The sequence below is a fragment of the Sinomonas halotolerans genome, from assembly GCF_039615075.1.
GTDB lineage: Bacteria > Actinomycetota > Actinomycetes > Actinomycetales > Micrococcaceae > Sinomonas > Sinomonas halotolerans.
Map to the genome: position 1 here is coordinate 93,735 of NZ_JBDFRB010000011.1, position 11,311 is coordinate 105,045.

An 11,311-nucleotide genomic window follows, 5' to 3' on the forward strand; every position below is an offset into this window, starting at 1 on the left:
ATGCCTGTCCCCGGGGCATTGAGGTCACCCTATCCCTCAGAGGCCCGCCCCGGCAGTCCTTGCGGGCTGCCGGGGCGGGCGAGTTCCTGCCCGTGCCGAGGCGCAGGGGCCGCGCACGCCGGGGAATGGGTCAGGCGCGGGGCGCCACTGCCTGGAACCAGGCCTGCGACTTTGGCACCCACATGAGCACCGTCGCGACGGCCGAGACGAGGAAGCCGAACCAGTTGCCGCCCCCGTCCCCGCCGGAGGCCACGATCGCCAGGAGGAGGGAGACGCCGGCGAGGACAGTGAGCCCCAGACGGGCCCACTGCCGCCCTTCCTTCATCTTCATCGCGAGCACGATCTGCGCCGCCGCCACGACGACCCCGATGAGCACGAGCACGATGATGAACACTCCCACGGGCCCCGCGAGCGCCGCGAGGGCGATGCCGCCGAGAAGGCCGAAGAAGCCGAAGAGCACACCCAGGACACCGCCCACGAGCCAGATCCAGTACGAGACCTTGAGCTCTGTGGGGAGCCCGCCGGTGCTGAAGATCCCGGACAGCCCGCCGACCGGCATCGCCTCCTGGAAGGACCGAGGTCGATCGGCGGGCATCTGGAAGGGAGAAGCGGTGCCCTGGCCGTAGGCATTCGCGTCGGCCTTCTGGCTGTACGGCTGCTGCCCGTACGGCTGGCCCCCGTACTGGGCCTGCTGACCGTGCTGGGCCTGCTGCCCGTAGCCCGGCTGGGCCTGCTGCCCGTGGCCCGGCTGGGGGCCGTAGGGCCCGCTGCCGCCCTGGGGCTGCTGGCCGTGGGGATCGTTGCTGCCCTGGGGCTGCTGGCCGTACGGGCTGTTGCCGCTCTGCGGCTGCTGGGGGCTGCTCATGGGGCTCACCCTATAGCGCACCGTGGGGTCCCACTAGGGATGGTGCGGCTGCGGCGGTCCCCCCGGTCAGGCCTGCTCTGCCTGCTCTGCCTGCTGCGCGACGAAGGCGAGGTCGAGGGAGATGACGACCTTGTCCGAGACGAGCACGCCGCCTGCCTCGAGCACCGCGTTCCAGGTGAGCCCGAAGTCCTTGCGGGAGATCGTCGTCTCGCCGGAGATGCCGGCCCGGGTGGCGCCGAAGGGGTCCACGGCCACGCCGTTGAACTCGGTCTCGATCGTCACCTGCCGGGTAACGCCCTTGATGGTGAGGTCGCCGGTGACGTCGAACTCCTCGCCGTCGGCCGCGATCGAGGTCGCGGTGAAGGTCATCTCCGGGAACTCCTCGACGTCGAAGAAGTCCGGGCCCTTCACATGGGCGTCGCGGTTGGCGTCGCCCGAGTCGAAGGACGCCGTCTTCACCACGGCGGTGGCCTTGGTCTCGGCGAGGCTGTGGCCCACCTCGACGGTCCCGGTCGCCTCGCCGAAGCGGCCGCGGACCTTGCTGATGCCCGCGTGGCGGACGGTGAAGCCGATCTCGCTGTGCGAGCCGTCGAGAGTCCAGGTTCCGGGGGTCAGGCCGTGGGGGAGAGTCATGGGAACTCCTAGGTTCGTTGAAGCGTCAACTATCTGGCCCTTCAATAGAAACATGCCTTTGCATGGACCGCAAGGGGGAGTGGGGCACTTCACGCCAGAGCTGATCACGCAGGGCCTGCTGCGGCGGGGCGTTGCGTCCGAGGCCTTCAGGGAACTCCCGGCGGGGCGTGGTAGTTCTACTTCAGGTAGAAGTTTTTCGGCGCCGGACTCCCCGCGATTTCGCCGCCGCCCGTCACGTTTGAGAAAATGGATGCCATGCCCATCTCCACCGTCCATCTGCTGCGCCACGGCGAGGTCCACAATCCCGCTGGGGTGCTCTACGGGCGGCTCCCCGAGTTCCACCTCTCGGAGCTCGGCCAGGAGATGGCGCGGTGCCTCGCCGAGCACTTCGCGAAACGTGTGCACGACGGCGCGCGCTTCGTCTACCTCGCCGCCTCGCCGCTGACCCGTGCCCAGGAGACGGCGGCCCCCACAGCCCGCGCCCTTGGGCTCGAGGTCGAGACCGAGCCGCGCATCATCGAGGCGGAGAACCACTTCGAGGGCCTGCGGGTCACGAAGCGCGAGCTGGCCCACCCGCGGCACTGGCGCTACTTCACGAACCCTCTGCGGCCCTCGTGGGGCGAGGCATACGAGGCGCAGGCCGCGCGCGTCCTCGCAGCCGTGGCAGACGCGGCGCGCGTTGCGGTCGACCGCGGGGGAGACGGCGCGGAGGCCATCCTCGTGGCGCACCAGCTCCCCATCTGGGCCGCGCGCCTCAAGGCCGAGGGCCGCCGCCTGGCCCACGACCCCCGCCGCCGCGAGTGCACCCTGACCTCCCTGACCTCCCTCACCGTCGACGCCGAGACGGGCGCCGTCCTCTCCGTCGCATACTCCGAGCCCGCTGCCCGGCTCCTGCCCGGCGCCTCGACCACCCCGGGGGCCTGAGTGGCCCCGACCCCGAACGGCCCCACGGCCAGGAACCGCGCATGACCAACCCCCTGACTCCCCAGCCCACGCGGCGCCGTCTCCTCTCGGCGGCCAGCGCCCTCGCGGCAGCCGGCCTCTCCGCCGTCCTCGCCGGCTGCGCCGCCGATGACCCCCTCGCTGCCCAGGCGCGCGCCGGGGACAACAAGAACTACGTGGCCGGAGACGGCTCTGTCACCGAGTACGCCGCGGGCACGCGCAAGGCCCCTGTCGCATTCACGGGCACCCTCTACGACGGCACCAAGGTCAGCTCGGCGGACTTCGCCGGGAAGGTCACGGTCCTGAACTTCTGGTTCGCCGCCTGCGCGCCCTGCCGGATCGAGGCTCCGGACCTCGAGGCGCTCCATGCCGAGTTCGCCCCGAAGGGCGTCCAGTTCTACGGCGTCAACCTTCGCGACGAGAAGGGCACCGCCGAGGCGTTCGAGTCGACGTTCGGGGTGGGGTACCCGAGCTTCAACGACAAGGACGGCCAAGTGCTCCTCGCCGTCTCCGGCATGGTGCCGCCGGGCGCCGTGCCGACCACCCTCGTGCTCGACAAGGAGGGCCGCGTCGCCGCACGCGTGCTCGGACAGCTCGACAGGAGCACGCTCAAGGCGCTCCTCGTCACCGCGGTGGCCGAGTAGCGTGGGGGTCCCCGCGAACGCGTTCAGCGACACGGTCCTCAACGGATCGCTCCTGGCGGCCCTGCCCGTGGCCCTCCTCGCGGGCCTCGTCTCCTTCCTCTCCCCCTGCGTGCTCCCGCTCGTCCCCGGCTACCTCGGGTACGTGACCGGCCTGACCGGCGTGGACCTGGAGAAGCAGCGCCGCGGCCGCATGGTGCTCGGGATCGGCCTGTTCGTCCTGGGCTTCACCGCCGTCTTCGTCGCGACCGGCGCGGTGTTCGGCCAGCTCGGCTCCTGGCTCGCGATCTCGGCCGGCTGGCTCACCCAGGTGCTCGGAATCGTGGTCGTCCTCATGGGGATCGTGTTCATGGGAGGCCTCGGCATCTTCCAGCGCGAGGCCCGGGTCCATGCCCGCCCGCCCGCCGGGCTGTGGGGTGCGCCGCTGCTGGGCATGACATTCGGGCTCGGCTGGGTACCGTGCATCGGCCCCACACTCGCCGCCGTCCAGCTCCTCGCGTTCTCCGAGGGCGCCACCGCGTACAAGGGAGCGTTCCTCACGCTCGTGTACTGCCTGGGCCTCGGCATCCCGTTCGTGCTGATCGCCCTCGGTGTGCGGCGCGGGCTGGGCGCCCTGGCGTTCTTCAAGAAGTACCGCCGGGCCCTCCAGGCCTCCGGCGGCGGCATGCTGATCCTCGTGGGCGTCCTCATGGTCTCCGGCGTGTGGACCCATTGGATCAGCCAGCTGCAGATCTGGATCGGAACCGTGGAGCTGCCCGTCTGATGAGTGATCCGAAGAACCTCCAGCGCGAGCCGGGCCAGGATGAGAAGGCGCGCGACGGCGTCGTGCTCCCCTCCCTCGGCGTGCTCGGCATGCTCCGCTGGGCCTGGACCCAGCTGACGAGCATGAAGACCGCGCTCTTCCTCCTGCTCCTGCTCGCCGTTGCTGCCGTGCCGGGATCGCTCTTCCCGCAGCGGCCCGCCAACCCGGCGGTGGTCACCCAGTACCTCAAGGACCACCCCGACTACGGGCCGGTCCTCGACGCGCTCCAGATGTTCGACGTCTACTCGTCCGTCTGGTTCTCCGCGGTCTACCTGCTCCTGTTCATCTCGTTGATCGGCTGCATCATCCCGCGCGCGCGGGCGCACTGGAAGGCGTGGCGCTCGAAGCCGCCGCGCACCCCAGCGCGGCTCTCCCGCCTGCCGGTGTACGGCACGCTCGTGGTCCCGGCCGAGAAGGCGCTCGACCCTGAGGACGCCGTGCGCGAGGCCGCCGCGGTCCTCGCCCGTCGCGGCTACCGCGTGGACGTCCGCCCCGCCGCGGAGGGCGGCGCGGAGGCGGCAGGCTCGGGGGCAGGCTCCCGTGGCTTCCCGTCGGTGGGTGCCGAGAAGGGATACCTCAAGGAGCTCGGGAACCTCTGCTTCCACACTGGGCTCGTGGGCGTGCTCGTGTCGGTCGCCGTGGGCGGGCTGTTCGGCTACAGCGGCCAGCGCACGCTCGTGGAGGGCGAGACGTTCGTCAACACCCTCGTGGGCTATGACACCTTCACCCCCGGGACGAACTTCAACTCGGGCTGGCTCGAGCCGTACTCGCTCCAGCTGGACAAGTTCGAGGTCCGCTACGACCGCGAGTCCGAGCGCCAGTTCGGCCAGCCGCTCGACTTCACGGGCTACCTCACCACGAAGGACGGCCCGGACGCCGAGGCCCGGCAGCGGATCCTCAAGGTCAACGACCCGGTGACGATCGGCGGGACGAGCGTGTACCTCGTGGGCAACGGCTACGCCCCGGTGGTCACCGTGCGCGGCGGCGACGGCAGCATCGCCTTCCAGGGCCCCGTGCCGTCGATCCCGACCGATGCCGTGTACACCTCGACGGTCGTCATCAAGGCCCCGGACGCCCGGCCCAAGCAGCTGGGGTTCGTGGGCTTCTTCCTGCCGACCTCGGTGGAGGGCCAGGACGGCGTGTCCTACAGCGCCGACCCTGATCCCCTCAACGTCCAGCTCAACCTCAACTCCTACGTGGGCGACCTCGGCCTCGACGCCGGGACCCCGCAGAACGTCTACGCGCTGGACGTCGGGAAGCTCACCCAGGTCAACGGGCGCGACAAGCCCGCGGGCGGGATCGTGCTCGGTGCGGGCGAGACGTACAAGCTCCCGGACGGGCAGGGCTCGATCAGCTTCGACGGGCTCAAGCGCTTCGTTGCGCTCGACATCCACCACAATCCCGGTCAGGTCGGCGCGCTCGTCTTCGCCCTCTTCTCGCTCGCCGGCCTCGTGGTCTCGCTCTTCCTCAGCCGTCGCCGGCTCTGGATCCGGGCGGGCCGCCACGAGGACGGCCGCACCATGGTCGAATACGGCGTGCTCGCCCGCGGCGAGGACCACGGGCTCGACGCCGAGGGGAGGGCCGTGCGCGAGGCCCTCGCTGAGGCGTGGGGCACCACAGGCAGCCCGGCGGCGCAATCCGCTGGTCCGGCTCCCGCCGGGGCCGCGCCGTCCAGCACCACGAACACCACCCAGAAGGACACATGATGTTCCAGATCAACGAGACTTTCGCCGCGTACAGCGAGCTGTTCATGCTCCTGGCCGCCGGGACCTACACGGTCGCATTCCTCGCCTTCGCCTGGGACATGGCCACGAGCGGCGGCAGGACTGCCCGCGCAGACGCTGCTCGGTCCGAGGGGCGCCGCGCCCCCGGGGCCCGGGACGCGTCCTCTGCTGCGTGGGCCGAGCGTGCGCTCGAGCCGGCGGCCGCGGCGGCCGCGGTCGGGAGCGGGACGGGGGCGGCGGCGTCGTCCGCAGACGCCGGCACGGCAGGGAACGGCACGGCAGGGAACGGCACGGCAGGTGAGGGCGCGGTGCCGGGGGCGGGCGCGGTCGTGGCGGACCCGGGGCTCGCCTACACGGGCACGCGCAGGGCCGCCCGGACCGGCGTGGCGCTGAGCGTGCTGGGTCTCGCGATCCACGCGGCGGGCGTGCTCACCCGCGGCCTCGCTGCGGGGCGGGTCCCGTGGGGCAACATGTACGAGTTCTGCACGACGGGCGCGCTACTGGTCGTCGCGGTGTTCCTCGTGGTCCTCATCAAGCGGGACCTGCGCTTCCTCGGTACGTTCGTGCTCGGGCTCGCGACCGTCATGATGGTCGCGGCCGCTGTCTCGTTCTGGACCCCGGTGGGCCACCTCGTCCCGGCGCTGCAGAGCTACTGGCTCATCATCCACGTCTCGATCGCCGTGCTCTCCTCAGCGCTGTTCACGCTCACGTTCTCCATGGCAGTGCTCCAGCTCATCCAAGGCCGCCGCGAGGCGCGCATCGCCGCGGGCGGGGCGGACCGGGGCGGGTTCATGCGGCTCGTGCCCAGTGCCCTGACCCTCGAGACGCTCGCCTACCGGATCAACACGATCGCGTTCGTGGGCTGGACCCTCACGGTCATGTTCGGCGCGATCTGGGCCGAGAAGGCGTGGGGCCGGTTCTGGGGCTGGGACACGAAGGAAGTGTGGAGCTTCGTGATCTGGGTGGTCTACGCGGCGTACCTGCACGCGCGGGCCACGCGCGGCTGGACCGGTGCCCGTGCGGCGTGGCTCTCGATCGTCGGCTACGCGTGCCTCATCTTCAACTTCACTGTGGTGAACATGTACTTCTCGGGCCTGCACTCGTACGCGGGGCTCTGAGCCGGGCGGGCGTCGGCTGGCCGGCCGTCGGCTGACGGGGCGTCGGCTGGCCGGGCATCGGCTGGCCGGGCCGGGCCGTACGCCGAGATGGTCCTCTTGCTGCGAGATGGTCCCTCTGGACGCGTCGAAAGGGACCATCCCGCAGGAGAACGGCCATCTCGCCCGAGAGCGGTCACCCCATCGGGGAGCAGGCCGAGTCAGATCGGGGCGCAGGCGGAGTCAGAGGCCGCGCAGGAAGTCGGGGTCGTCGTCCGGTGCCACCGGGCGGCGGCCCCTCTGCGTGCCCGCGGGAGGCGGAGGAGTGGAGCTGCGCGGCCGGCCGAACAAGAACCACAGGGCCGTGCCCACGGCCGGCAGGACGGTGATGAGGAACCAGACGGTCTTGCTCAGTCCCCCGCGCACGCCGCGGCGGTCGCTGAGCGCGCAGTCAACCATCCCGTAGAGCCACAGGGCGAGGACGATGATGTACGGCAGAACGCGGAGCATAGATCCATTTTAGTAAACTCGTCCAGTGGATTCCCTCAAGTACTTCCTGCTCCGCACCGTGCTCTTCGTGGTCCCCTTCGGGGTCTTCCTCGCCCTCGGGATCGGCGTGATCCTCTCAGCGGTGTACGCAGCGGCCATCGCCTTCGCGGTGAGCTACCTGTTCCTGCGGCGTGAGCGCGACCGCGCCGCCGCGGAGGTGGGGGAGGTGTTCGGCGGCCGCAAGCAGGTGCGCACGAGCCGCGAGGTCGAGGACGCCCAGGCCGAGGATGCGCTCGACGACGCGCAGCGCTCCGCAGGCGCCCCGCAGCACCCGGTCCAGGAGGCGCCGGGCGCCCAGGAGCAGGCGCCGCGTTCTCCGGAGCAGTCGTCACAGCCGCCGCGCGAGGAGCCTGAGGCGGACCAGGGCCGCCCGTAGAGGGCCGCCCCTAGAGTGCCGTCCCGAGCACGATCCCGAGCGAGAACAGCGCGGCGTAGCCGAGGTTGATGAACCCGGTCTGCTGCAGCACGGGTATGAGCCGCTTCCCGCGGCGGCCGCCGAGCATGAGCCATGCAGGGGTGAGGCAAGCCGGCACGAGCAGGAGCACGATCACCATCCACGGGTTCCACGGGGCGATCACGATCGCGGTCATCATGGCGACCGCGAGCATGAGCACGTAGGCCTTGCGCGCCCGCGAGTCGCCGAGCCGCACCGCAAGCGTGCGCTTGCCCGAGGTCCGGTCGGTGGGGATGTCGCGGACGTTGTTCGCCATGAGGAGGGCGTCCGCGATGAGGCCCGTTCCCACGGCGCCCGCCCAGGCCTCGGGGCTCAGCGTGCCCGCCTGCGTGTACGTGGTGCCGAGTGTGGCCACGAGCCCGAAGAAGACGAACACGAACACGTCCCCGAGCCCGAGGTACCCGTAAGGGTTCTTCCCGCCCGTGTACCCCCAGGCGGCCATGACGCACCCGGCCCCGACCAGCAGGAGCCACCACGTCTGCGAGAGGACCACGAGCACGAGCCCGCACACCATCGCGGCGCCGAAGGCAAGGAAGGCCGCGCGCTTGACCGCCGCCGGGGCGGCGGCGCGGGATCCCGTGAGGCGGAACGGGCCCACCCTTTCGTCGTCGGTGCCGCGGATCCCGTCCGAGTAGTCGTTGGCGTAGTTGACCCCGATCTGGAGCAGGACCGCCACGGCCGCGGCGAGCAGCGCGTTGACGGGCTTGAAGGAGCCGAGCCCGTAGGCCGCAGCGCTGCCGATCAGCACGGGCGCCACCGCCATCGGGAGCGTCCTCGGGCGGGACCCGGAGATCCACTGTGCGAACGTTGCCACAGGTTCGATCCTCTGTATCTGGTCGGTGATGGGGACGGGGACGGTTGCGTGCCTCATGGTGCCTGAGGGCCCCCATTGTGGCTTTTCCCGCCGGCTCCGCGTCCGCTCCCGCTGGCCGTGTCGGCGCTGAGCGATTCGAGGAGCGCCATGAGCGCGAGGCGGTCGGGCTTTCCGTTGGGCAGGTGCGGGAGCGACTCGAGGACGGCCCACACCTTCGGGGTGAGGCGGCCCAGGCGCACGACGGCGTCCGCCTCCACGGCCTGCGCCGTCGCCCCCGGGGCGAGCGCCACGGCGACGGCGAGCGCCTGGCCCCACTCGGCGTCGTCCACCCCGGCCACGAACGCCTCCCGCACGCCCGGGAGGGATCCGATCTCGGCCGCGACGCGCGCGGCGGAGGCCTTGACGCCGCCCGTGATGACGACGTCGTCCACCCGGCCCAGGATGTGCAGGCGGCCGTCCTCGCCCCACTCGCCCACATCGGAGCTGACGTACCAGCGGCGGCCGTCCTCGTCGGCGCAGAAGTGTTCGACGGTGCGCTCCGGATCGCCCACGTACCCGGCCGCGACCACGTCCCCGCCCAGCCACACGCGGCCCTCGACGAGCCGCACCTCGACGCCGGGGAGGGGCTCGCCGTCGTAGACGCACCCGCCGCACGTCTCCGCCGAGCCGTAGGTGGCGACGGCGGTGACCCCTGCGGCCCGCGCCCGCTCGAGCAGCCCCGGCGGCATGGGCGCGCCGCCCACGAGGACGGCGTCGAAGCGGGCGAGCGCGGCCATGACGCGGGCCGAGCCGTCGTCGAGGAGGCGGCGCAGCTGCGTGGGCACGAGCGAGGTGAAGCGGACCGGGTCCGTGAGCTGCTCTGCCGCGTCCGCGAACGCCCCGGGCGTGAATCCGTCCGAGAGGTCCATCGCCCACGGCCGCGTGCCGGCGAAGAGCGAGCGCACGAGCACCTGCACGCCTGCCACGTACTCGAGCGGGAGGGCGAGCAGCCACTGGCCCTCGCCGCGCAGCGCGGTCGCGGTGGCCGCGGAGGACGCCGCGAGGGCGTCGACCGTGAGCGCGGTGGCCTTGGGCGCGCCCGTGGAACCCGAGGTGCGCACGACGACGGCCGTCCCCTCCGGCAGCGAGGCGGCGGCCTCGCTGGGCCGCCAGAGCCGCCACGCGGCGTCGTCCGAGGGGGCCGGCGCTGTGCCGGTCGGGGGCGCAGGCTGGACCGCGGGGCCGAACTCGACCGCGGGGCCCTCCTCGGCGAGTGCCGCGGCGAGCGCTGAGAGCACGGGGCTGAGGTTCACGGTACGCCTCTCGTTGCGGGGTCCCTGGCGGTCGGATGCGGGGTCCCTGGCGGTCGGATGTGAACTGGTCCCCGATAGTTGGACTGGTTTATTGAGATCCTAGGCGGGCAGGGCCTGTGCGCGGTATTCGACCGGGCTCAGGCCCTGGAGCCGTTGCGAGGTGCGTTCGTTGTTGTACCAGCGGATGTAGTCGTGCAGGGCGTGCTCGAGTGCCTCGATGCTGAGGTAGCGGACGTGGTGGAAGCACTCTTCCTTGAGGTGGCCGAAGAAGTTCTCGATCACGGCGTTGTCGAAGCAGTTGCCCTTGCGGGACATCGACTGTGTGGCGCCGGCGTCGGCGAGCAGCTTCCGCCAGGTGCGGTGCTGGTACTGGAACCCCTGGTCGGAGTGCACGACCGGATGTTCCCCGGGCCCTAGGGCGGTGAGTGCCTGGCGCAGTGACGAGGTGGCCAGCTGCAGGTTCGGTGATCGGCCGGTGGAGTAGGCGATGATCTCGCGGTTGAACAGGTCCATGACCGGGGACAGGTAGAGCTTGTCGTTGCCGACCCGGAACTCGGTCACGTCGGTGACCCACTTCTGGTTCGGGGACTCGGCGCTGAACTGGCGGTCCATGATGTTCTCTGCGACCGGGCCGGCCTCGCCCCGGTAGGAGGCGTAGCGGCGTTTCCGGCGGACGTGGCAGGCCAGGCCGAGCTGGCGCATGAGCTCCAGCACCGTCTTCTTGGCCACCTGCCAGCCGGCCTTGACGAGCTCCCGGTGCACCCTGCGGTGCCCGTAGCGTCCGCGCGCGGCCTCGAACGCCGCCCGGACCGCGTCCTTGAGGCCGGCCCGGGGGTCCGCCCGGTCGAGCCTGGCCTGATGGTAGAAGAACGTCGACCGGGCAAGCCCGGCCACCTCGAGCAGCACCGGCAGGCGGTGCTCGGCCTTGAGGGAGGCGACAGCGTGGGCCTTCACTGCCGTCCGTGCGCCCTCAAGGCCCGCAATTTTTTCAGGTAGGCGTTCTCAGCCTGCAGCCGCTCGTTCTCCGCCCGCAGCCGCTCCAGCTCGGTCAGCTCGCCCGCGGCGGCGCCGCCGGCCCGGGCCGGACGGCCCCTGGGCCGGGGCCGCAGCGCGTCCTCACCGCCGTCCCGGAACGCGCGTGCCCACGCCTCGACCAGCTTCCCGGAGGACAGGCCATGCTCCCTGGCCAAGGCCGCAGCAGAGCCCGCGCCCGCGAGGTAGCCCTTCACCACCGCCAGCTTCAGCTCGAACGAGTACGACCGCTTCGTCGTCTTGGCCACCAGCGCTCCTCTGCCACGGATCACCCAACGCCGATACAGCCGCTGCACCGGCCACCGGGACACCCCCAGCCGCGTCGCCGCGGCACGATCAGCGAGACCCTGCTCGAACAAAGCTACAGCCGCCGACCGCTGCCCCACGGACAACGAACTCTCCACACGCATGCACTGCTCCCCAGAAGACGGAACGGAATTTCACGGTCCAACTTCCCGGGAGCAGTTCA

General features: G+C 71.4%; 13 protein-coding genes. 6 read left to right on the forward strand and 7 right to left on the reverse strand.

What is annotated here, in order from left to right:
* Positions 1-130 precede the first annotated feature (130 nt).
* Both ABCQ75_RS12460 and ABCQ75_RS12465 read right to left on the reverse strand, forming a co-directional pair.
* The gene (locus ABCQ75_RS12460; protein WP_345885690.1) at positions 131-865 is read right to left on the reverse strand and encodes a hypothetical protein; all 735 of its coding nucleotides are present in this window, start codon (positions 863-865) and stop codon (positions 131-133) included.
* Between the two features lie 66 nt (positions 866-931).
* The gene (locus tag ABCQ75_RS12465; RefSeq protein ID WP_345885691.1) at positions 932-1,498 is read right to left on the reverse strand and encodes a YceI family protein; all 567 of its coding nucleotides are present in this window, start codon (positions 1,496-1,498) and stop codon (positions 932-934) included.
* 255 nt (positions 1,499-1,753) lie between these two features.
* Between ABCQ75_RS12465 and ABCQ75_RS12470 the strand changes: the two genes are divergently transcribed.
* The 5 genes from ABCQ75_RS12470 to ccsB are packed head-to-tail and all read left to right on the forward strand — an operon-like array spanning position 1,754 to position 6,725.
* Complete coding sequence (locus ABCQ75_RS12470; RefSeq protein ID WP_345885692.1) at positions 1,754-2,422, forward strand: histidine phosphatase family protein; 669 nt, start codon at positions 1,754-1,756, stop codon at positions 2,420-2,422.
* 41 nt (positions 2,423-2,463) lie between these two features.
* The gene (locus ABCQ75_RS12475; RefSeq protein ID WP_345885693.1) at positions 2,464-3,084 is read left to right on the forward strand and encodes a TlpA family protein disulfide reductase; all 621 of its coding nucleotides are present in this window, start codon (positions 2,464-2,466) and stop codon (positions 3,082-3,084) included.
* Between the two features lies 1 nt (position 3,085).
* Complete coding sequence (locus ABCQ75_RS12480; protein WP_345885694.1) at positions 3,086-3,844, forward strand: cytochrome c biogenesis CcdA family protein; 759 nt, start codon at positions 3,086-3,088, stop codon at positions 3,842-3,844.
* On the forward strand, positions 3,844-5,589 hold the full coding sequence (gene resB / locus ABCQ75_RS12485; protein ID WP_345885695.1) for a cytochrome c biogenesis protein ResB: 1,746 nt from the start codon (positions 3,844-3,846) through the stop codon (positions 5,587-5,589). Before ABCQ75_RS12480 ends, resB begins: the two co-directional genes overlap by 1 nt.
* Positions 5,586-6,725, forward strand: a complete 1,140-nt coding sequence (gene ccsB, locus ABCQ75_RS12490; protein WP_427916097.1) for a c-type cytochrome biogenesis protein CcsB — start codon at positions 5,586-5,588, stop codon at positions 6,723-6,725. The genes resB and ccsB overlap by 4 nt, the downstream gene beginning before the upstream one ends.
* Positions 6,726-6,944: 219 nt before the next feature.
* Here the strand turns inward: ccsB and ABCQ75_RS12495 are convergent, their stop codons facing one another.
* Positions 6,945-7,211: a PLDc N-terminal domain-containing protein gene (locus tag ABCQ75_RS12495; protein ID WP_345885696.1), complete on the reverse strand. Its 267-nt coding sequence runs from the start codon at positions 7,209-7,211 to the stop codon at positions 6,945-6,947.
* Between the two features lie 25 nt (positions 7,212-7,236).
* Here ABCQ75_RS12495 and ABCQ75_RS12500 point away from each other — a divergent pair, with 25 nt between their 5' ends.
* Complete coding sequence (locus ABCQ75_RS12500; protein WP_345885697.1) at positions 7,237-7,626, forward strand: DUF4229 domain-containing protein; 390 nt, start codon at positions 7,237-7,239, stop codon at positions 7,624-7,626.
* Positions 7,627-7,636: 10 nt separating this feature from the next.
* Here ABCQ75_RS12500 and ABCQ75_RS12505 read toward each other — a convergent pair whose 3' ends face one another.
* From ABCQ75_RS12505 to ABCQ75_RS12520, 4 genes are all read right to left on the reverse strand, one after another.
* Complete coding sequence (locus tag ABCQ75_RS12505; protein ID WP_345885698.1) at positions 7,637-8,518, reverse strand: 1,4-dihydroxy-2-naphthoate polyprenyltransferase; 882 nt, start codon at positions 8,516-8,518, stop codon at positions 7,637-7,639.
* A gap of 53 nt (positions 8,519-8,571) precedes the next feature.
* A complete protein-coding gene (locus ABCQ75_RS12510; protein WP_345885699.1) occupies positions 8,572-9,810 on the reverse strand; it encodes an AMP-binding protein in 1,239 nt (412 codons plus the stop codon).
* 99 nt (positions 9,811-9,909) lie between these two features.
* Positions 9,910-10,764 (reverse strand): IS3 family transposase, encoded by an 855-nt coding sequence (locus ABCQ75_RS12515; protein WP_345883780.1) that lies wholly within the window; start codon positions 10,762-10,764, stop codon positions 9,910-9,912.
* On the reverse strand, positions 10,761-11,090 hold the full coding sequence (locus ABCQ75_RS12520; protein WP_345883781.1) for a helix-turn-helix domain-containing protein: 330 nt from the start codon (positions 11,088-11,090) through the stop codon (positions 10,761-10,763). The genes ABCQ75_RS12515 and ABCQ75_RS12520 overlap by 4 nt, the downstream gene beginning before the upstream one ends.
* Between the last annotated feature and the right edge of the window lie 221 nt (positions 11,091-11,311).